Origin of the sequence: Streptomyces sp. NPDC057963, assembly GCF_042887155.1 — a bacterium.
In the GTDB taxonomy this organism is placed as follows: domain Bacteria; phylum Actinomycetota; class Actinomycetes; order Streptomycetales; family Streptomycetaceae; genus Streptomyces.
In genome coordinates, this window is record NZ_JBHVPX010000011.1 from 155,024 (window position 1) to 175,720 (window position 20,697).

20 protein-coding genes are annotated in these 20,697 nt (G+C 69.9%); 12 read left to right on the forward strand and 8 right to left on the reverse strand.

Translation table 11 applies throughout. From position 1 onward, the window contains the following. On the reverse strand, positions 1-412 hold a 412-nt coding region (locus ACFVT1_RS25325), incomplete at its 3' end, for a tectonin domain-containing protein (protein ID WP_389799361.1). A gap of 464 nt (positions 413-876) precedes the next feature. Here ACFVT1_RS25325 and ACFVT1_RS25330 point away from each other — a divergent pair. Further along, positions 877-1,860: a YDG/SRA domain-containing protein gene (locus tag ACFVT1_RS25330; protein ID WP_389799362.1), complete on the forward strand. Its 984-nt coding sequence runs from the start codon at positions 877-879 to the stop codon at positions 1,858-1,860. Here the strand turns inward: ACFVT1_RS25330 and ACFVT1_RS25335 are convergent. The 4 genes from ACFVT1_RS25335 to ACFVT1_RS25350 all read right to left on the reverse strand — a co-directional run bounded on the left by ACFVT1_RS25335 (position 1,857) and on the right by ACFVT1_RS25350 (position 7,485). Continuing rightward, positions 1,857-4,997 (reverse strand): DUF3427 domain-containing protein, encoded by a 3,141-nt coding sequence (locus ACFVT1_RS25335; protein WP_389799363.1) that lies wholly within the window; start codon positions 4,995-4,997, stop codon positions 1,857-1,859. The genes ACFVT1_RS25330 and ACFVT1_RS25335 overlap by 4 nt on opposite strands. A gap of 141 nt (positions 4,998-5,138) precedes the next feature. After that, positions 5,139-5,588, reverse strand: a complete 450-nt coding sequence (locus ACFVT1_RS25340) for a hypothetical protein (protein ID WP_389799366.1) — start codon at positions 5,586-5,588, stop codon at positions 5,139-5,141. Positions 5,589-5,808: 220 nt separating this feature from the next. Next, positions 5,809-6,327: a GNAT family N-acetyltransferase gene (locus tag ACFVT1_RS25345; protein ID WP_389799369.1), complete on the reverse strand. Its 519-nt coding sequence runs from the start codon at positions 6,325-6,327 to the stop codon at positions 5,809-5,811. A gap of 156 nt (positions 6,328-6,483) precedes the next feature. Next, positions 6,484-7,485 carry an SEC-C domain-containing protein gene (locus tag ACFVT1_RS25350; RefSeq protein WP_389799371.1) on the reverse strand — a complete coding sequence of 334 codons (1,002 nt, stop codon included), beginning with the start codon at positions 7,483-7,485 and terminating at the stop codon, positions 6,484-6,486. A gap of 78 nt (positions 7,486-7,563) precedes the next feature. On the opposite strand from ACFVT1_RS25350, the gene ACFVT1_RS25355 reads away from it, so the two are divergent. From ACFVT1_RS25355 to ACFVT1_RS25365, 3 genes are read left to right on the forward strand one after another with little or no spacing between them, the layout of a single operon-like run. Further along, complete coding sequence (locus ACFVT1_RS25355; protein WP_389799372.1) at positions 7,564-8,370, forward strand: class E sortase; 807 nt, start codon at positions 7,564-7,566, stop codon at positions 8,368-8,370. Positions 8,371-8,425: 55 nt separating this feature from the next. Then, complete coding sequence (locus tag ACFVT1_RS25360; RefSeq protein WP_376513752.1) at positions 8,426-8,584, forward strand: DUF3311 domain-containing protein; 159 nt, start codon at positions 8,426-8,428, stop codon at positions 8,582-8,584. Next, positions 8,581-10,116 (forward strand): sodium:solute symporter, encoded by a 1,536-nt coding sequence (locus ACFVT1_RS25365; protein WP_389799374.1) that lies wholly within the window; start codon positions 8,581-8,583, stop codon positions 10,114-10,116. The genes ACFVT1_RS25360 and ACFVT1_RS25365 overlap by 4 nt, the downstream gene beginning before the upstream one ends. Here the strand turns inward: ACFVT1_RS25365 and ACFVT1_RS25370 are convergent. Next, on the reverse strand, positions 10,085-11,536 hold the full coding sequence (locus ACFVT1_RS25370; RefSeq protein ID WP_389799375.1) for an MFS transporter: 1,452 nt from the start codon (positions 11,534-11,536) through the stop codon (positions 10,085-10,087). The two genes, ACFVT1_RS25365 and ACFVT1_RS25370, sit on opposite strands and share 32 nt — an antisense overlap. Positions 11,537-11,701: 165 nt before the next feature. Between ACFVT1_RS25370 and ACFVT1_RS25375 the strand changes: the two genes are divergently transcribed. The 4 genes from ACFVT1_RS25375 (at position 11,702) to ACFVT1_RS25390 (ending at position 14,657) form a co-directional block, all read left to right on the forward strand. Beyond that, positions 11,702-12,232, forward strand: coding sequence for a winged helix-turn-helix transcriptional regulator (locus ACFVT1_RS25375; RefSeq protein WP_389799377.1), 531 nt, complete (start codon positions 11,702-11,704; stop codon positions 12,230-12,232). 102 nt (positions 12,233-12,334) lie between these two features. Beyond that, a complete protein-coding gene (locus tag ACFVT1_RS25380; RefSeq protein ID WP_389799379.1) occupies positions 12,335-12,667 on the forward strand; it encodes a DUF6412 domain-containing protein in 333 nt (110 codons plus the stop codon). A gap of 222 nt (positions 12,668-12,889) precedes the next feature. Beyond that, entirely contained in the window at positions 12,890-13,660 is a 771-nt protein-coding gene (locus tag ACFVT1_RS25385; protein WP_389799382.1) for a YidC/Oxa1 family membrane protein insertase, read from the forward strand. A gap of 136 nt (positions 13,661-13,796) precedes the next feature. Next, positions 13,797-14,657 (forward strand): fumarylacetoacetate hydrolase family protein, encoded by an 861-nt coding sequence (locus tag ACFVT1_RS25390; RefSeq protein ID WP_389799384.1) that lies wholly within the window; start codon positions 13,797-13,799, stop codon positions 14,655-14,657. A 193-nt stretch (positions 14,658-14,850) separates the two neighbouring features. On the opposite strand, the gene ACFVT1_RS25395 is transcribed toward ACFVT1_RS25390, so the two are convergent. Next, the gene (locus tag ACFVT1_RS25395) at positions 14,851-15,330 is read right to left on the reverse strand and encodes a heme-degrading domain-containing protein (protein ID WP_362205085.1); all 480 of its coding nucleotides are present in this window, start codon (positions 15,328-15,330) and stop codon (positions 14,851-14,853) included. Next, the gene (locus ACFVT1_RS25400) at positions 15,327-16,469 is read right to left on the reverse strand and encodes a Gfo/Idh/MocA family oxidoreductase (protein WP_389799387.1); all 1,143 of its coding nucleotides are present in this window, start codon (positions 16,467-16,469) and stop codon (positions 15,327-15,329) included. Before ACFVT1_RS25400 ends, ACFVT1_RS25395 begins: the two co-directional genes overlap by 4 nt. A gap of 56 nt (positions 16,470-16,525) precedes the next feature. On the opposite strand from ACFVT1_RS25400, the gene ACFVT1_RS25405 reads away from it, so the two are divergent. From ACFVT1_RS25405 to ACFVT1_RS25420, 4 genes are all read left to right on the forward strand, one after another. Then, complete coding sequence (locus tag ACFVT1_RS25405; protein ID WP_389799389.1) at positions 16,526-17,701, forward strand: ROK family protein; 1,176 nt, start codon at positions 16,526-16,528, stop codon at positions 17,699-17,701. 314 nt (positions 17,702-18,015) lie between these two features. Next, complete coding sequence (locus ACFVT1_RS25410; RefSeq protein ID WP_389799390.1) at positions 18,016-18,159, forward strand: hypothetical protein; 144 nt, start codon at positions 18,016-18,018, stop codon at positions 18,157-18,159. Positions 18,160-18,360: 201 nt separating this feature from the next. Continuing rightward, positions 18,361-19,641 (forward strand): hypothetical protein, encoded by a 1,281-nt coding sequence (locus tag ACFVT1_RS25415; RefSeq protein ID WP_389799392.1) that lies wholly within the window; start codon positions 18,361-18,363, stop codon positions 19,639-19,641. A gap of 45 nt (positions 19,642-19,686) precedes the next feature. Beyond that, entirely contained in the window at positions 19,687-20,463 is a 777-nt protein-coding gene (locus tag ACFVT1_RS25420; RefSeq protein ID WP_389799394.1) for a GntR family transcriptional regulator, read from the forward strand. Positions 20,464-20,697: the final 234 nt, after the last annotated feature.

Sequence of the window (20,697 nt, forward strand, 5' to 3'; positions counted from 1 at the left end):
AGACGGTGCCGTCGGCGGCGACGCCGATGTCCACCGCGCGGCCGGGGATGCCGATCCAGGGGTTGGTGTCGTGGCCGGTGTACCGGTAGATCTGGCCCAGGGAGTTCACACCCCACACATGCGTCCTGGACCCGACCGAGATGCGGGTGAGGCCGCCGGAGATGGAGACCCAGTCGGTGGAGCCCTGGTCTCCGGTGTAGCGGTAGATGCCGCCGGCGGAGTTGACGTGCCAGACGGTGCCGTCGGCGGCGACGCCGATGTCCACCGCGCGGCCGGGGATGCCGATCCAGGGGTTGGTGTCGTGGCCGGTGTACCGGTAGATCTGGCCCAGGGAGTTCACACCCCACACATGCGTCCTGGACCCGACCGAGATCGTCGTGAGACCACCAGAGACTTGCTTCCAGTCGGCCATGCTCGTGTCCCTTCGCCTCGAACGTTGCAAGGAGGAACTTGGCGCTCGGCAGGGTCGCCCAAACAGCCGTTTATATGGATTGACTGTAGAAATAATCCAAAAATCGTCGTTTGTTTCATCTGACTCTCAGTGCGGGCGCGGGAGCGAGCCCACACCCAACGCAATCAGAAGGCCGGAAGCGCTATAACCCACAAGAGGTCCAGAACGGCAGCATGTTCACCGCCTCGGTGGCAGCCCCCGGCCCACGCCCGCCCCCGGCAGACCCCGAAGCCCCCACCCGCCGGCCCCACCCCCCGTACCCTCACCCGCTCGGAGCCCCAGCTCGCCTGGTGCGGCCCGGCCATGGCCATCCGCTTAACGATCAATGATCGCTTTTAGGTCAAACGTAGAAAGAATCAAGCCACTTGAGCGTCTGGGGCGGCATGGGTGATCGAATATGACTCGATAACCGGAAGTATGTTCGCATGGTTGCGTACAGGGCATTCTTCGGGCATGTGGGTGAGTACCTTCCGGGTGTTCATTTTGAATCTCGGCTAGCCGTTAAGGACGCCAAGCTCCACAAAGAGCGTGAGGCGGGTATCTCTTGGGGGCTTGACGCCGACGGAGAGCGGGCCGCGGATGCGATCGTGCTGAATAAGGGTTATGAAGACGATCTCGACAAGTGGGACGAGGTCATCTACACGGGCGCTGGTGGCCGGGACAGGAATACTGGTCGGCAAATAGAGGATCAAACTTGGGAGAACCGGGGAAATGCGGGGCTCCGGAGGAGTCGAATATCGGGCAATCCCGTGAGGGTGATCCGTGGGAGTGAGGGTGAGCGAGACTACTCGCCCGTCAGTGGGTATCGGTATGACGGGCTCTACCGGGTCGTCAATGAGTGGACCGAAGTAGGCAAGGCCGGCTTTCAGATCTGCCGGTTTGAGTTGCGCCGACTTTCCGCTGAGGCGCAGGAGCTCACGCCGATCGAGCAGCAGGTCCGAGACGTTCTCGATCGGCAGGGTCAAGGTGCTGTCGATGAGCACGGCGCTGATGGCTTCGAGCCGGCTACGCGGCGACGGACGGCTATGGTCGAACGCATCGTCCGTGACACGGCTGTCGTCCACCGGGTCAAGGAGTGGCACGAATACACGTGCCAGGTGTGTGGTCTGGCACTGAAAGTCGGGCCTGGAGGCAAGAGCTATGCCGAGGGAGCGCACATACAGGCGCTTGGCGGCTCGGCTGGAGGCCCCGACGTCGAAGGAAATGTCCTGTGCCTATGTCCCAACTGCCATGTGAGACTTGACCGTGGAGCTCTCTACCTGACTGACGACTTCCATGTTGTGGATCGCTATGCAGAAAGCTCGGCTTCGCGAACTTCCCCATTGAGGACCGTGGAGCAGCATCGCGTTGGGGAGCGATTCATGCGAGCGCACCGTCGCTTCTGGCGCATAAGGGATCAGGATAACTAACCCGCAGCAATCGCTGAGTACGTCCATACGTCAGCCGGAATCTCATTGCGGAGTTTCCAGACGATGCCCATCGGTCTGCTGCCCTTGTGTTCGACGTACTCGGCGGGACCGAGGAGCATCCATGGCTGCGGGCCGCCGATGTCCGTTTTCTTGTAGCGCCGGACGAAGAGGAGAACGTGGGTGTCCTTGTCCTTGTGTGTCTGGTAGCGGATGCCAGTGGCAGATGTCTCTGAGATCTGGTTCTGGGATTCCCAGTGGAACAGGGACTCGTTCAACGCGTAGTCCTTGTACCGGGTCTCTGGAGAAAAATCCTTCTCGTTCTTTTCGAGGGTGATGAGCAGCGCGTCAGTCTGGATGTTCTCGCACCACTTCACCCCTTCACGGAAGTGTCCCGGCATGAAGCCGCCTACGTAGGACTGGCCCAAGGCTGGAAGAATCTCTTCGCGACTGTAAGAGGCGTGGACGGTCAATGGCAGGCTCGCGTGCCCACCGATCAGCGGGACGGGTACGTGGTCGGCCTCGTCCAGGACGTGAGCGAGGACCTGGCGGATCTCGCTGCGGAAGGTGTGCTGAGGGCGAAGGGTGTCGAAGCCCTCTTGGTAGCTGTTGAAATCGCCGCCCAACGGCCACAGCGAGAAGAACAACATGTGGGCGTAGGCCTGTTCCTGCTCGCTGAGATCGTCGTATGTGGGTGCGTCGTCAGTGAGGAGCTTGCTGTACGCGGTTGCTCGGAGTGGATCATCAACGTGGAGGAACGCTGATACGCGCTTCAGTAGCGCTGCTTCTCCCTTCGGCCCCGTCTCAGGGAGGAGCTTGGCTCGGCGAAGTAGGCCGGTCCATGAGTTTCCGTTGCCCCGGTAGAGTTCCTTGAGCTCGCGACCGCTCTCCTTGAGATAGTCAGCGAGTTGAAGTTCGGCGTATGCGGCGACTTCACGAGCAAGCTGAGTGACGTTGACGCTGATCTGGCTGCGGATGTTGTCAATGATCAGCTCCTTGGCCTTCGACTCAAGGATGATCTGGCAGCCAGATGGCAACTGCGGAAAGTCATGCTCAATATTAGTGAGCAGGCGATTACGGGTGAGATTGGTCAGCGCACGGAATTGTTCCTCGAAGCGGAACTCTTTACGGTGCTGGCCGATGAAGTCGAGGACAGTGAGGACGGCTTTGTCCTCGGTTCGACGCAGACCTCGCCCCAGCTGCTGGAGGAAAACTGTGGCGCTAGACGTGGGGCGCAGGAGGAGCAAGGTGTCGACGTCGGGGACGTCGAGCCCCTCGTTGAACAGGTCGACAGAGAAGATGATCTGGAGCGTTCCTGCCTTGAGCTGATCCAAGGCGCTCTTGCGCTCATGGCGTGCGGTCTCGCCGGACAGAGCGGCCGCATGGAGGCCGGCTCGGCGGAAGACGTCGGCCATGAAAATGGCGTGGGCAACGGAAACGCAGAAGCCCAAAGCGCGCATCGAGCCAGGGTCGGCAATCTTGTCCTTCACGGCTTGAACGACGAGCCTGGCTCGTGCGTCATTGCCTGTGAAGAGATTACTGAGGGCCGTGGCGTCGTACGAACCCCGCTTCCAGGTGATGGCGCTCATGCCGGTGTTGTCAGTGACGCCGAAGTAGTGGAAGGGACTGAGGAGCTCGTTCTCCAGGGCTTCCCAGAGACGCATCTCAGCTGCGATCCGGCCCTCAAAGAACTCGTCCTGGATGTTCACCCCATCCATGCGTTCTGGGGTAGCGGTGAGTCCCAGCAGTTCTTTTGGCTCGAAGTGATCGAGGATCCGTCGGTACGTGGGGGCCGTGCCGTGATGGAATTCGTCAATCACGATGATGTCAAAGTGATGTGGGGCAAAATGGTCCAGGGCATGCGAGTTGAGTGACTGGACGCTAGCGAACACATGTGTCCAGTCGTGGGGGATCTCCCCGCCGACGAAGAGCTCGCCAAAGTTCGCGTTGGTCAGCACATTCTGGTAGACGCGCAGGGATTGCTCCAGGATCTCCTTGCGATGGGCGACGAAGAGCAGTCGCGGATCACGGCCCAGTGTTCGCTTCAGACGTTTGAAGTCCAGCGCTGCCATCACGGTCTTGCCCGTGCCGGTCGCGGCAACGAGGAGGTTGCGATTTCGACCATGGACCGTACGTTCCACTTCAAGACGTTCCAGCATGTCGCGCTGGTGTGGATAGGGGCGGACTTCAAGCCCAGAGAGCGTGATGGTGGTGGCGCCGTTCTGACTGGATCCGCCGGCGTGAGAAAGTGCCTCGTCGAGTCGCTGACCGTCACTGTCGGGGTCGTACGGCTCGAAGGACCGTTCGCTCCAGTACGCGTCAAATGTCGCCTCGAACTTGCGGAGTACGGAAGGCGTGGCGACCGATGAGAGCCGAACGTTCCATTCGAGCCCGTCAAGTAGCGCTGCCTTGGACAAGTTCGAGCTACCTACGTACGCAGTGTCAAAGCCGCTCTTGCGTCGGAACAGCCAAGCCTTCGCGTGAAGACGTGTGGAGCGGAGTTCGTAGTTGATCTTCACCTCGGCGCCAAATTCGCGAACCAGACGATCCAGTGCGCGTCGTTCCGTGGCTCCGATGTAGGTGGTTGTCAGTACACGGATAGGGACGCCGCGATCGCGGGCGGAGGAGAGAGACTGCTCAAGGATCCGGAGCCCGTGCCACTTGACAAAGGCACAGAGGAGATCCACGCGGTCTGCCGTGGCCAACTCGGCGCGTAGCTCGAATCCCAGACTTGGGTCTTCAGGCGAGTTAGTGATCAGCGCCGTCTCAGAGAGAGGCGTCGCTGGGCGAATGGCGTAGACGCCAGGAGCCTCTTGCTCCGCGACTGCGAGGAGTTGTCGAGGGCCCTCGCTGACGAGATCGCCCCACGTGGCCGCACCGTCGAGCGTGCTGAGTGACTCCAGGACGTGGTTGGCGGCGATCACCTGCTCCGTAGGTGAGAGGTCCTGGAGCACCTGGCGCACGACGTTTCCAATGTGGCGCGACAACACATGGGGTGCGGATTCAGGGCCGACCGTTTCATCGATGGAGCGCCAGCCTGTGGAGTCGAGCTGTTTCATCTGTTCGTCGAGACGATGGGTGACCAGTGTCTCGTAGAGCCCAGCGACCGGAGCTGCGTCGCCTGCAAAGTCGTTGGGCATGGCCGAGTCCCCCTCATCTCGTCAGCTATGCATGCAGTTGTATCAAGAGCAGCTGACAGAGACCGTCCGTGTATGCGTGTGCCCGCAGCTCGTCCGGGCCGCGTTGCGGCCCGGACGGCTTCCTTCCCTGCGGTTCTGTGCCTACTTGCTGCCGCTGCCCAACCCAGTGAGGGGGGTGAGCTGGTTCGTCCCTGTGTCCGGCTGGTTCGTGCCCGTGTCGGGCTGGGGCATCCCTGTGCCCGGCTGGGTCGGCTCTGTGGGGGGTGGGGCGACCTTGCAGTTCACGAAGATGTTGCTCTGGTCCTCGTTGACTGCGAGAACGGTGTAGTCGACGTTCTTCTGGAAGCGCGTCAGCAGGAAGTTTCCGTTCTCGTCCACATTCAGGGGCTCCGTGGACTCACCGTCGTTGAGGGTCCGCGGAGCCGTGAAGCCCTTGCCGGAGATGGTGACGGACATGCCGTTCGCCGCGCGTGTGACCGTGCAGCTTGCGGCGGGGGCCGCGTCGGCGGTCGGCGCGAGGACGATCGCGCCGGACAGGGCGAGCGAGGACGCGAGCAGGGAAACCACGGCGCGTCGAGGGTGCAGATGCATGAGGGTGCTCCCGTCGGAGGGGCGTGGAGGAGTCGGCCGCACAGGCGTCGGCGCTCACCCACCGCGAGCGCGGCGCGGCGCGGCGGCCTGCGGGGCGGGCGGGTGCGTAGAAATCCGGCTTCCGGCCGCTGCGTCATGCCGGTGGCAAGCCCGGTGGCCGGAAGGTGCCCGCCGTTCCATGCTCCCCCGCTCTTCCCGGGGTGTCGACCGGGGGCCGGTTTCAGGGCCCCGGGTGCGGGTTCTTTCCCAAGTGCTGCACATAGCCGGTACCCGGCCGGCCGCTCCGGAGGAGTCGTTCTCCGGTGGGGACGAAGCCCGTGCGGGTCAGGACCGCCTGTGAGGCCGGGTTGTCGTGTGTGGTGAAGGCCCGCAGTGTGGTCAGGCCGTACTCCGTAGCGGCCAGAGTGCGGAGTCGGAGGACGGTGGCCGTGGCCAGGCCCCGGCCGGTGGCCTTTTCGGCTACGCGGTAGCCGAGTTCGGCGGAGCCGGCGGCGACGTCGAGCAGGTTGAACCGGCCCAGGATCTCGCCCTCGGCGCCGGGGTCGGTGTCCGCCAGGACGTGGAAGTGGCAGACTCCCGCGGCCTGTTCGGCGAGCAGGGCGGTGTGGCGGGCGGCGAAATGGGCGAAGTAGTCGTCGCCGCGGTCGGGTACCGAGGCGGCGAAGAAGGCGCGGTTGTCCTGCTCGAACGCGAGCAGGGCCGGGGCGTGATCGGCGCGGAGGCGTTGGAGTTCGGGCATGGCAGAACCATACGGATTCCGGGGGACGCCACCCCCCTCGCGACGACGTGACAGTCACGGCCCGATGTGTCACGTTCGCTCGCGAGGCCACCCGCGTCCGCGCGGTTCGGGAACAGCAGCGGCCGGACCGGGGCCGTCCCCGGTCCGGCCGGTGGCTCACTCCGCCCCGTGGCACTCCCGGTACGTCCGTTCCGAGCCGCACCAGCAGGGGGCGGTCCGGGACGGGGGCCAGGGGACGGCCCGGCCGCGGGCGGCGAGGGTGGTGGCGTACTGGGGGAGGAGATCCGGGTCGGCCGGGGACGCGGCCTCCGACGCGGCGAATGCCTCGTACGACGGGACCGTGCCGGTCACGAGGCCGAGGTTCGGGGTGCCGGCCTGGTGGAGGTCCCGGAGCGCGGCCTCCAGGCGGGCCAGGTGGTCGGGGTGGGACGGGTACTCGCTGCGCAGGTTCGGGTACGCGGTGAGGAGTTCGTCGAACTCGGCGGCCGGCCAGTGCAGCACCGCCACCGGGAACGGGCGGGACAGCGCGGTGCGGTACGTGCCCAGTTCGGCGCGGAGGCGGGTGATCTCGGCCTGGAGCTCGCCCGGGTCCGAGGAGCCCAGCGCCCACAGGCGCTTCGGGTCGTGCAGTTCGTCCAGCGGTACGGCGGCCGTGTGGAGGGTGTCGGCCAGCTCGTCCCAGACGTCGTGGTCGGCGCCCATCAGCCTGCCTACGCGGTGGCGGCCGATCAACAGCGACTGCACGGCGTACGGGACCTCCTCGCCCGGCGTCAGGAGGAGCGTCAACGCGGTCGTGAAGCAGTCGTGGGCCGCTTCCAGTTCGTCGTGCGATTCGAGGGTCTCGGCCGTGATCTCCCAGGGCGCCGGGTCGAGCGGGCCCGCGGCGCGGATGCCGTCGAGGATGGCGCGGGCCTCGGCCTCGTGGCCGTACTCCCACAGGTTGGCCGCGTTCAGAGCCTTGACCAGGTGCGGGTGGTCGAGGTCGGCGGAGCCGAGCAGGTCGTCGTAGAGGGTGGTGGCGCGGGCGCGGTCGCCGGCGAGTTCCAGATGGGCCGCGGCCCGCAGGAGCAGCGGCTCACGGTCCTCGGGGTACTGCGCCGCGGTGCGCAGCAGGCGCTCGGCTTCGGTGGTGTGATCAGCAGGCGTGTCGGGGCGCATGAATCACACCGTACTGCTGTGCGGCACCGGGGCGGAGGGTTGTTCCGGCCCTGGAGAGTTACGGGCCTTGGCCCTATCGTGCGGGCCGTGCGGGAGCGGATACCGGTCGTGGTGCAGCGGAACTCGCGGGGGCGTCGGATCGCCGCGCGCGGGCTGTGGACGGGTGCCGAGGCGGTGGTGACCCTCGGTGTCGTCCTGTTGTTGCTCGTTGTTCATCAGCTGTGGTGGACCAACCGGCAGGCCCGCGCCGACGCCGGGCACAAGGTCGAGGACCTTGAGCGGGAGTGGAGCCGGACGCAGGGAGGCTCACAGGGACAGGACGACGGGGGAGGGGCGGCGGGAGACCGTACCGGGAGCGGGCCCGGGGCCGACAGCCGTGCTTCCGGCGGCCGTTCGTCCGAAGGCCGCACCGCACCGGCCCCCGCGCCCCGGTGGGATCAGGCGTACGCCGTCATCCGCATCCCGCGGCTCGGGCTCGCCGCCCCCGTCGCCCAGGGCATCAGCAAGCGCGGCGTCCTCGACAAGGGGTACGTCGGGCACTACCCGCGCACCGCGCAGCCCGGCCGGGCGGGCAACTTCGCGCTCGCCGGGCACCGCAACACGCACGGCGAGCCCTTCCGGTACATCAACCGGCTGCGGCGCGGGGACCGGATCGACGTCGAGACCCGGGACGCCGTCTACACGTACACCGTCGACAAGACGCTCGCGCGGACCAGCGCCCGCGACAGCGGTGTCATCGCGGCCGTCCCGCGCAGCAACGTGAAGCCGTACGCGGGGTACGGGGCGCCCGGTTCCTATGTGACGCTCACTACGTGCACGCCCGAATTCACCTCCCGATACCGGCTTGTCGTATGGGGGAGGCTGACGCATGTCCGGACGCCGTAGCGGTGTCGCACTAAGGTTCCCTGTCGTGCTCAGACGACGTCCGCAGTTGTTGTGGTTGCTGGTCCCCTATGTGCTGTACCTGGGGGTGCTGCCGTTCGTGAACCGGGTCCGTCCCGTCGTTCTCGGACTGCCGTTCCTCTTCGTATGGCTCCTCGGGGCGACCCTGCTGACACCCGTCGCCGTATGGCTGACCCGGCGGGGGGACCGCCGGTGAACGCCGCAGTCGCGACCTCCGTCTTCGGGGTCTTCATGGTCGCCACCGTCGCACTCGGGCTGCTCGCGATGCGCGGGCGGCGCGGAGGCGGGGGTGACGGTGGCGGGCTCGCGGAGTGGTCCGTGGGCGGGCGCAGTCTCGGGACGGTCTTCATCTGGGTACTGATGGCCGGCGAGGGGTACACCAGCTTCAGCTACCTGGGCGCCGCGGGATGGGGCTACAACTACGGGGCGCCCGTGCTCTACGTGGTGGCGTACATGTCCTGCGGCTATGCCCTCGGCTACGTCGTCGGGCCGACGCTCTGGGCGTACGCGCGCAAGCACGGGCTCGTGGGGATCACCGACATGGTGGCGCACCGGTTCGGGCGGCCCTGGCTGGGTGCGCTGGTCGCCGTTCTCGCGACCGTCTTCCTGCTGCCGTACATCCAGCTCCAGATCACCGGCATGGGCGTGGTCGTCTCGACCATCTCCTACGGTGCCATCAGCCTGAACTGGGCCTACTTCATCGCCTTCGCCGTCACCACCGGCTTCGTCGTGGTGAGCGGGCTGCGCGGCAGCGCGTGGGTGTCCGTCCTCAAGGACGTCCTCGTCATCGCCACACTCGGGTTCCTCGCCTTCTACGTACCGTTGCACTACTTCGGCGGGTACGGGCCCTTCCTCGACCGGCTCGTCACCGAGAAGAGCGAGTGGCTGACCTTCCCCGGACACGGGGACAGCGGGCTCGGACAGGCGTGGTTCATCACCACCTCGTTCCTCAACTCCCTCACCGTGGTGATCTTCCCGACGACCGTCGCCGGCTACCTCGGCGCGAAGAACGCGGACGTGCTGCGCCGCAACGCGATGTGGCTGCCCGCCTACAACGTGCTGCTCTTCGTGCCGATGCTGCTCGGCATGGCGGCGCTCTTCGTCGTGCCGGGGCTCGTCGGCGCCGAGTCCAACCTGGCGCTCTTCACCCTCGTGGTGGACTCGCTGCCCGCCTGGGCGGTCGGCGTCATCGGTGTGGCGGCGGCGCTGTCGTCGATCGTTCCGATGGCCGTCTTCATGCTGGTCATCGGCACGATGTGGGGGCGCAGCGTGCTGTCGCTCGTGCCGCGGTGGGAGCGGCGGCAGAAGGGCGCCGCGCAGACCGTCGTCGTGGCCGCGGGCGTGATCGCGCTCGTGCTCACGTACACCGCGCCGAACACCCTCGTCCGGCTCTCCCTCATCTCGTACGAGGGGATGGCGCAGCTGCTCCCCATGGTGCTGCTGGGACTGGTGTGGCGGCGGCTGACCCTGCTCGGGGCGATGAGCGGGCTGGTCGTCGGGGTGGCCACGGTGTGCGGGTTCGTGTTCACGGAGAACGATCCGGTGTGGGGGATGAACGCGGGCATCGTGGCGCTCGGCGCCAACCTCGCCGTCGCGCTCGCCGTGACGTACGCGGGCCCGCGCGAGCACGACGAACGGCCGGACAGCGAGGTGCTCGCGCGGGACGAGATCGAGGCTCCGTCGAAGGGCGCGGGGCTCAGCGGCGCTCCCGCAGGGACAGGACACTGACCGTCGCCAGCACGGCCAGGCCCACCGACAGCAACAGCGCGCCGTCCGTGCCCGAGTCCGTCGTGGCGATCGCGATCGTCAGGGCCACGCCCGCCGACGAGCCGATGTAGCGGGCGGTGTTGTTCGCCCCCGAACCCATCGCCGCCCGCTCCGGCGGCACCGATTCGACCGCCAGCCGCGGCAGCGCGGCATTGAGCAGCCCGCTGCCGACGCCGGACACGACCAGGGCGGGAAGCAGCCGAAGCCACACCGACGCCCCGATGTGCGCGGGGTGCGCCGTGTCCAGGGCGCCCAGCAGCGACAGCACCGCCACCGCGTGCAGCACGAAGCCCGCGGCCAGCTGGTGCCGGGCCGCGACCCGGCCCGCCAGCCGCCGCGCCTGCAGCGCCACCACGAACGCGGTACCGGACCAGAGCAGGAACAGCCAGGCCGACGCGAGCGCCGACATGTCCAGCGCCTGCTGGAGCAGTGTCGGCAGGTAGCTGAACAGCCCGATCACCGAAAGACCGGTGAACAGCCCGCCGGCCGACGACACCAGGAACGGGCGGCTGCGCAGCAGCGACAGGTCGATCAGCGGGGCCGCGGCCCGGCGCTCCACCGCGACGAACCCGGCGGCCAGCGCGACCGCGGCGATCAGCAGCAGCCCGACGGGCGCGCGCAGCCAGCCGTCCCGGCCGAGCGTCAGCGCGGTCAGCAGAGCCGTCATCGCCAGGCCCAGCGCCGCGGCCCCGGCCAGATCGGGTCGGCCGCCGCGCGGTGCCCGGGACTCGTCGAGCGTACGGAACGCGAACACGGCCGTGAGCAGGGCGGCGAGTGCGAGCACGGCGTAGGGCAGCCGCCAGTCGACGGAGCCGAGCGAGCCCGCGAGCAGCGGACCGAGCGCGATGCCCGCGCTGACGAACGCGCCCCAGATCCCGGTCGCCCTGATCCTGGCCGCACCCGCGGGGAACGCGCCGACCAGCAGACCGAGGCTGGCCGCGAGGATCGCGGCGCTCGCCGCGCCCTGGGCCACGCGCGCCAGTGTGAAGGCGAGGGTGGTGGTCGCGAAGGTGCCCAGGCCGGTGGTGAGGCCGAGGGCGAGGGTGCCGATGAGGAAGAGCCTGCGGCGGCCGTAGTCGTCGGCGAGGCTGCCGACGATCAGGAGGAAGACGGCGAGACCGAGCGGGGCGCCGTTGAGCAGCCAGGCCCGGCCGGACGCGGGAGTGGCGAGGGCGGCGGAGATGCCGGGGACGGTGGTCATCGGCGACGTGTAGTTCATCAGCGCGACGGCGGTGGCCGTTGCGGTGGTCGCCAGTGTGGCACCGGGGCGGAGGGCGGCGCGGGGGCCGGACAGGGGGCGGGCCGGGGCGTGCGGCGGGGCGTCGCGGGCCCGGTGCGCGGAGGCTGACCGTGCGGGGCGGGGGCGTACGGGCTGGGCCATGGCTTCGCTCCGGGGCTGCGGGACGGGGGAGTGGGGCTGGGGCTGGTGCTGGTGCTGGTGCGACCAGAGGTGCGCGGAGAAGGTTCGGTGAATGAACTCAAGCAGTCGTGCTGACGCTAGCACGTCAGGTTCGTTCATTGAACCCAGTGGAGGTAAAGTGGCCCCATGGCTCTCGGCAAGGACTACGCGACACAGCAGTGCTCGATCGCCCGCGCACTCGAAGTGATCGGCGAGCGCTGGACCCTGCTGGTGGTGCGCGACGCCTTCTACGGCGTGCGCCGCTACAACGACTTCCTCGTCCACCTGGGTGTGCCGCGCGCCGTGCTGGCCACCCGGCTCCAGTCGCTCATCGAGGCCGGAGTCATGGAGAAGCGCCGCTACCAGGAGTCGCCGCCGCGCGACGAGTACGTCCTCACCGGCAGCGGCGAAGCCCTCTGGCCGGTCGTGCGCACCCTCGGGGTGTGGGGGCGCGACCACGTACCCGGCACCCGGCCGATGCGCGTCTTCGTCCATGCCTCCTGCGGGACGGAACTGGGCGCGTACGGCGAATGCCCGGCCTGCGCGCGACCCGTACCGCCCGCGGACGTCGAGATGCGGCCGGGCGCCGGACTCGATCCGGACCCCGCCGATCCGGTCGGCCGCGCCCTGCTGAAGCCGCGCCGACTGCTGCGTCCGCTGGAGACCGGACGCCCCTGACGGCCGGCGGTCGTGTCGGACCCATCGTGTATAACGTCTGGAGAGCCGCGCGGCCGAACGGGCGTGCGCATATGAGGCATGCAGGGGAGAGGGGAGGGGCCGATGAGCGGTGACAGGAACCATCTGTGCGACGGTCTCGCCCGGCTGCTCCGCCCCGCCGGACTGCTGCTCTTCCTCGTGACCGAAGTCCTCCTCGCCGACGGCGGCAGCCTCTCCGCCGCCGTCGCGCTCGCGGCCACCGCCGCCGCCGGCTCCGCGCTCGTCGCCGCCTCGATCATCAGCGCCCGCTGTGCCGTCCCCGTACCCCGCACCCGGGTCCGGACGGCCATACGCGACCGGGAGAAACGCACCGCGTTCCTGCCGCAGCGAGATCCGGACGCCAAGGGCCGCAGACGCCCCCGAGCCCCCGGCCGCGCCCTTCCGACGGCCGCGTAGGGGTTCACAGCGGTACGGGAGCGCCCAGCGGTGCTGGGACTCACGGCGGTACGGGGACTCATGGCGTTACCGGGGCTCAGCGCGTTACGGGGGCTCACGGCAGCGCTCGTAGGCACCCCCCGGTACCGCCAGGTACCCCGCTACCCGTAGGCACCCCTCGCGGTCCGTCATGCCGAGTTCGTTCTCCTTCCCGGCACGACGAGACCCTCGGAGGGCTCACCCATGTCCGTCTTCATGTCCGCATTCGCCGGCCTGGTCGGCGCGCTGGCCGATGTGCTGCACCCGCTCTTCCAGAGCGCGTCCACCGCCGCCGCCATCGTCCTGTTCACGGCGCTCGTGCGGCTCGCCGTGCACCCCCTGTCGCGGGCCGCGGCGCGCGGGCAGAAGGCCCGCACCAGGCTCCAGCCCCAGATCGCCGAGTTGCGCAAGAAGCACGGCAAGAACCCCGAGCGCATGCAGAAGGCGCTCATGGAGCTGCACAAGGAGGAGAAGGTCTCGCCGCTGTCCGGCTGCCTGCCCAGCCTGCTGCAGATGCCCGCCTTCTTCCTCCTCTACCACCTCTTCTCCAGTCAGAAGATCGGCGGCGACCCCAACGCGCTCCTCGGCCACCGGCTCTTCGACGCCCCGCTCGGCGAACGCTGGCACGACGCGCTCGCGCACGGCGGGCTGTTCGGGGCGCAGGGTGTGGTCTACCTCGGCCTGTTCGCGCTCGTCGCCGCCGTGGCCACCTTCAACTTCCGGCGTACGAAGCGGCAGATGGCCGCCAACCCCGTCACTCCGGCCACCGGCCCCGACGGGCAGCCGGTCCCGGGCATGGGCGCGATGACGAAGCTGATGCCGCTGATGTCCTTCGCCACCCTCTTCACCGTCTCCGTCGTGCCGCTCGCCGCCGCGCTGTACGTCGTCACGAGCACGACCTGGACCGCGGTCGAGCGGGCCGTCCTCTACCGCGACATGCCGGCCGCGGGCACCGCCATGGCCACCGCGGCCTAGGCCGGGCGGCGGGTGTGCCGGTCCAGTCCGTGAACAGGGTCTTGCAGAGTGATCGGATGTCTTGGACGATCGGACAAGCCTGCGATGGCCGCCACCCATCCGACGGGCCCGATCTCGACCAAGGGGAGAAAGACCGTTGAAGCTGCTTCGTGTGGGTACGGCCGGCGCGGAACGACCGGCGCTGCTGGACGAGGACGGAACCCTGCGTGACCTGTCGGGAATCGTCACCGACATCGACGGTGCGCTGCTCGCCGACGCGTCCGCGCTCGCCCGGGTACGGGCCGCCGCGGCCGCTCCCGGCGCTCTGCCCGAGCTCGCCGCCGAGGGGCTGCGGGTCGGCCCGCCGCTCGCCCGGATCGGCAAGATCGTGTGCATCGGGCTGAACTACCACGCCCACGCCACCGAGACCGGTGCGCAGATCCCCACCGAGCCGATCCTGTTCTTCAAGGCACCCGACACCGTCGTCGGGCCCGACGACACGGTGCTGGTGCCGCGTGGCAGCGTCAAGACCGACTGGGAGGTCGAGCTCGCGGTCGTCATCGGGCGCACCGCCCGGTACCTGGAGTCCGCCGAGGAGGGGCTCGCGCATGTCGCCGGATACGCGACGGCGCACGACGTCTCCGAGCGGGAGTTCCAGATCGAACGCGGCGGCACCTGGGACAAGGGCAAGAACTGCGAGACGTTCAACCCGCTGGGGCCGTGGCTGGTGACGGCGGACGAGATCGCCGACCCGCAGGCGCTGCCGCTGAGGCTCTGGGTCAACGGCGAGCTGAAGCAGGACGGCACGACGGCCGACCAGATCTTCCCGGTGGGCGAGGTGGTCCGGTATCTCAGCCACTTCATGACGCTCTACCCGGGCGATGTGATCAACACCGGGACCCCGGCCGGGGTCGCGCTCGGGCAGCCCGAGCCCAAGCCGTACCTGAAGGCCGGGGACGTCGTGGAGCTGGAGATCGCGGGGCTGGGACGGCAGCGGCAGGAACTGAAGGACGCGTAGCGGACGGCGGGGCGGTTCGGGCGGTTCGGATGGTTCGGACGGTCCGGTCCGGGGCGCCCGGGAGCCGCTCCGTCCTCGGGCGCCCGACGGGCTTGATGGTGTCGGCGTGGTCGGAACCGATTACGTGGTCAGAACCGATCAAAGGTCGGAGGGGTGGGGTGCTGTGCAAGCGGCGCCCCGCCCCTCCTCCGCGTCACGCGCCGATGGTCGTCGCGAACTGCTCCAGCGCCTCGACCACCAGGGCGTGGTCCTCCGCCTGGGGCAGGCCCGAGACCGTCACCGAGCCGATGACGCCCGCGCCCTCGACCGCGATCGGGAACGAGCCGCCGTGCGCGGCGTAGGTGTCCGGGTCCAGGCGTGAGGCGTCGTCGAACGTCGTGCCCTTCGCCCGGAATCGGGATCCGACCAGGTACGAGCTCTCGCCGAACCGTTCCACGACCTTGCGTTTGCGGTCGATCCAGGCGTCGTTGTCCGCGCTCGATCCCGGTAGCGCTGCGTGGAACAGCTGCTGTGCGCCGCGCCGGATGTCGATCGCGATCGGGGCGTGTCTTTCCCGGGCCATCGAGACGAGCAGGCCGCCGAGCGCGTACGCGTCGTCGTAGCCGAAGTGCGGCAGCGTCAGCCGGCGTTCCTGGGCGATGAGCTCGGAGATGGTCGGAGCGGTGGGGTTCATGCGGGCTGCTCCTCGGTATCGGCGGAGGCGGGCAGGGTCACGGTGGCTCCCTCGCGGGCCGAGCGGCGGGCGGCCTCCAGTACGTCCAGGGCCGCTGCGGCCTGGAGAGCGGTCACTGGATTGTCGCCCTTTCCGCGCAGCGCGTCGGTGACCGCCGCGTAGTAGGCGGGGTAGTCGCCCGGCGATGTACGGACCGGGGCGCCGCCGCCCGTCAGCGGGGACTCGCCCGAACCGATCCGGCCCCACAGCTCCTCGGGCTCCTCGCCCCAGCTCCCGTCCGTCGTCGGGCGCGCGCCCGCGCGCAGGGCGGCCTCCTGCGGGTCGAGGCCGTACTTCACATAGCCGGCGGTCGAGCCGAGCACTCGGAAGCGCGGCCCGAGCTGGGCCGTGGTGGCGCTGACGTACAGATGCGAGCGGACCCCGCCGGCATGGGTGATCGCGAGGAACGTGTCGTCGTCGGCGGCCGCGCCGGGGCGGCGCGCGTCCGACTCCGCGTACACCCGCACCGCCGGTCCGAACAGGACGAGAGCCTGGTCGACGACATGGCTGCCCAGGTCGAAGAGCAGCCCGCCGATCTCCTGCGGATCCCCCGACTCGCGCCAGCCGCCCTTCAGCTGCGGGCGCCACCGCTCGAAACGGGACTCGAAACGCTGAACGGTCCCCAGCTCGCCGTCCGCGACCAGCCGGGCGAGAGTGAGGAAGTCGTTGTCCCAGCGGCGGTTCTGGAACACCGAGAGCAGCAGCCCGCGCTCCTGCGCGAGCGCCGCGAGCTCCCGCGCCTCGGCGGCCGTACCGGCGACCGGCTTGTCCACGACGACCGGCAGGCCGGCCTGGATCGCGGCGGTCGCGATCGGGACATGGGTCCTGTTCGGCGAGGCGATCACGATCAGATCGAGTTCGTCCGCGCGCCCCCACAGCTCCTGCGGCGAGGCGGCGAACCGCACGCCGGGGAACTCGGCGCGCGCCTGCGCCCGGCGCTCCTCGTTCGCCGTGACGACCGTGTCGAGGACGAGGCCCTCGGTCGCGGTGATCAGCGGCGCGTGGAAGACGGAACCCGCCAGGCCGTAGCCGACGAGCGCGACGCGCAGGGGGGTCTCGGACAGTCCCGGCGTCTCGTGAGTCGCGTTGCCAGTGGTCATGCCCGTTACTTAAGCAACGCTGTTGCCAAAGTGCAAGCAACAGGGACAATGATGCGGTGAACAGGAGTAACAGCGGCGCCAACCTGCCGACACTGCGCAGCCACAACGCGGCGCTGGTGCTGGATCTGCTGCGGGTGGCGGGCGAGCGCGGCATCAGCAGGCTCGAACTCGCCGAGCGCACGGGGCTCACGCCGCAGGCCGTCAGCAAGATCACCGCCCGGCTGCGGGCCGAGGGCCTGGCGACCGAGGCGGGCCACCGGGCCTCCACCGGAGGCAAGCCGCGCACCGTGCTGCGGCTGGTGCCGGACGCAGGCCACGCGGTCGGCCTGCACCTGGACCGCGACGAGCTGACGGTGGTGCTGGTCGATCTGGCCGGCACGGTCGCCGCGAGCCGTACCGCCCCGCTGGACTTCGGCGCCCCGGCGGACGAGGTGGTCGCAGCGGCGGCGTACGCGGTCGCGGCGGTACGGGGCGAGGCGGCGACTGTACGGGGCGAGGACGCGGCCGTACGGGGCGCGGTCCCGTCCGTACGGGACGAGGGGGCGCGATCGGCCGGCCGGCCGGTGCTCGGGGTCGGCGTCGCGGTACCGGGGCCGCTCGATCACCGGGGCGGAGTGCTCCACCGTGTCACCGGGTTCCCGCAGTGGGACGGCTATCCGTTGCGGGACGCGCTCGCCGAGCGGACCGGGCTGCCCGTCGTCGTCGACAAGGACACCAACGCCGCCGCCCTCGGGTTCGCCCTGCGCGCCGGAGCCGGGGGCGACTTCGCGTATCTGCACCTCGGGACGGGGCTCGGCGCCGGGCTGGTCCTCGGCGGGGGGCTGCACCGCGGGGCCCGTACCGGGGCCGGTGAGTTCGGGCACCAGACCGTCCAGCTGGACGGGCCGGTGTGCGGCTGCGGGGGGCGCGGCTGCATCGAGGCGCTCTGCCTCGCCGCCGTCGCCCGCGGCGATGTCGGGGAGGCGGCCCGGGTCCTGGGGACGGGCGCCGCCAACCTGGTCGGGCTGCTCGACATCGACCGGGTGGTGCTCGGCGGCCGTACCGTCGCCGCCGATCCCGGCGCGTACGTACGAGGCGTCCGCGCCGTGATCGGCGAGCGCGCCCGGCGGGGCGGCATCGACGCGGTGCCGGTCACCGCCGCCGGTGGTGGGGACCGGCCGGTCGCGGAGGGGGCAGCGCAGCTGGTCCTGGCCCCGCTGTTCGGGCGGGCCGGCGGTGCGGACGGGGGCTGAGCGGGTGGGGTGGGCGGGTCCGGTTGCGGGCCGCCCGGTGGCGGTGGTTGGCCCCCCCCCGGACACCCCCGGACACCCGGACACCCGGACACCCCGGGGCACCCCCGGACACTCGGATACCCTGGGCACCCCAGCTACCCCCGGCCACCCGGCTATTCCCGGCCACCCGGACGCGGGGCGCGTGGCTGAGCCGATCGAGCGGTTCCGGGCCGCCGGCCGGGCGGCCTTCCGGCATGTCCGTGCCGGGCGCCTCGCGCCCGCGTGACAGCCTCGCGGCCCAGAGCCGGTGAACTCCGGCGCACAGGGCTGGGCGGATGCTGAAGATCCCGGCCGGACTCGCGGCGGCCGGCACGCACGCCGCCCGCGCCTCGTGGTGGTACGCCCGGCCGCTGTTCCCCGGTCCGGCCGAGCTCTTCGGTCCTCTCCCGGCCGACCGTTCCGCGAGCAGCGAAGGGTGACCCCGCATGTCCCCGAAACCACCCCCGTCGGCCACGCCGTCCACCACGCCGTCCGCATCCACCCCCCTGCCCGACCCCGGGCAGACCCGCGTGACCGACGCCGCACCGGCAACCCCCGCGTCCAGCTCCGGCCCCGGCCCCGGCCCCGGCCCTGGCCCCGGCTCCACCCCCCTCCCCGCATCCATCCCCACGTCCAGTCCCGTGTCCGTCCCCCTGACCAGCGCCGCGTCCATCCCCGTGTCCCTCACCTCCGCCCGCCCTCCCGCGCCACACCTGTCCTGGTCCCCGCTGCCCGGCCGGACGCGGCACGGGCTCGCGCTCGGGCTGGCGGCGGCGAGCATGGTCCCCGCGGTCCTCGGCGGCGCTTCCGCCGCAGCCGCCTCCGCCGCGCAGTCGGCCGCCCCCGTCTCGAAGCCGGACTCCACCACCGCCGATCAGCAGCCCGCCTGCGGTGATCCGGAGGCGAACGACTTCCCGATCCGGACCCGCATCCGCGGCGGCCCGGACACCTACGCACCGGGCGGCGGCTACGGAACCTGGTTCCTGGACCTGACCAACACCACCACCGAGCCGTGCCGGGCCATCCACCCGGTCCTGGTCCTCATCGACGAGGGCCGGAAGCTGACCGGCGACCAGATCCAGCTGGAGTTCGCCGAGCCGTCCCGTCCCGATGTGGAGCACCGCGTCGCCTGGGAGACCACCGACCAGGACGAACACATCGGCGTCTTCGGCGGCGACGGCGCCGACGACTTCGCCGGTTTCACCGTCCCCGCGGGCCGCACCGTCACCGTCCAGGTCCGGATGGCGTTCACCTCCGACACAGCCCCGGGCCGGATCACCGCCAACGCGGCGATCGTCCAGCGGCAGCACGTGGCGGGCGGCGGGGCCGGGAAGGACGACGGGGCGTGGGTCGGCGAGTCCGACGCCTACCCGTTCACCGTCGTCGAGGGCAGCGACAGCGACGAGACGGCCGGGACGGGAGACACCGAAGGGGCCGCGGACCCCGAGGAGACCGGAGACACCGGAGGCATCGGCAACAGGACGGGAGACACCGGCGGGATCGGAGACATCGGCGGAACGGGAGACATCAGCGGGAGAGGAGATATCGGCAGCAGGACGGGAGACACCGGCAGGACGGGAGACACCGGCAGGACGGGAGACACCGGCAGGACGGGAGACACCGGCGGGAGAGGAGATATCGGCAGCAGGACGGGAGACATCGGCGGGAGCGGAGACATCGGCGGCAGGATGGGAGACATCGGCAGGACCGGTGAGGTCCCCGGCACCGGAAACGCCCCGCGGCCGGTCGCACCCGGCCGGAGTCCGGCGGAGAGCGGCGTCCCCGAACTGGCCCGCACCGGCCCGGCCGTCCCTCCGTACTCCGGCATCACCGTCGCCGGGTTCCTGATCGGGGGCGGGGCCCTGGTGATCCGGTCCCGCCGCATGCGCCGCGCCCGCCCCCGCCCCGGGCCCCGCCACTGAACCGCGCGTTCACCCGTGTTCATGTCCGTCTGCCACCATCGGGCCGTGGACTACCCGCACGGCCAGACACCTGGCGCACCCATCCGTTCCGGCATCCCGGAGCACGGCCGCATCCCCAAGTACTACGCCGTCAAGGCTCATGTCTCCGTCCTCATAGAGGAGTTGGGCGAAGGGGGCATGCTGCCCACCGAACGCGATCTCGCCGAGCGCTACGAAGTCTCGCGCGAGACGGTGCGCCAGGCGCTGCGCGAACTCCTGCTGGAGGGGCGGCTCGCCCGGCAGGGGCGCGGCACCGTCGTCGCGGGCCCCAAACTGGAGCAGCCGCTCTCGCTGGCGAGCTACACGGAGGGCGTACGCCGCCAGGGTCGCACCCCCGGCCGCCACCTCATCGGCCTGGAGCGGTTTCCCTGCCCCGAGGCGCTGGCCGCCGACATCGGGGCGGAGCCCGGCGAGCCGGTCTGGCACCTGGAGCGCGTGCTGCTCGCCGACGACGACCGGGTCGGCCTGGAGAGCACGTACGTCTCCGTCGCCCGCGTACCGCACCTGGACACGGAGTTCGACCCCGACTCGTCCTTCTACGCCCACCTGCGCGACCGGCTCGGGATCCCCTTCGGCGACGCGGACGAGCGGATCGAGACCGTGCTCGCGACTCCGCGCGAGGCGCTGCTCATCGGTACGCCGCCCGCACTGCCCATGCTGCTGATCCACCGGATCTCGCGCGATACGGACGGGAAGCCGCTGGAGCGCGTACGCACCCTCTTCCGCGGGGACAGGTTCTCCTTCACCGCGCACCTGGGCGCGCAGGACGGACAGGGCTCCTGACGGACACGGCTACTGACACCCACACGGCTCCTGATACCGGCAGGGCTCCCGACCGGGTGACCGGTGCGACGGCCTGATGCGGGCAGGGCGTCCGGAGGCCGTGCGCGTCCGGACAGTGGAGGAACCGTCGGTGGCGGAACCGTCCGGGAGCACGGCCCCGGCGGTGGCGACGCAGGGATCTCCGAGGAGTCGCCCACCCCGTCAAGGTAACGAGAAGATAACGGGTCTAGGCCA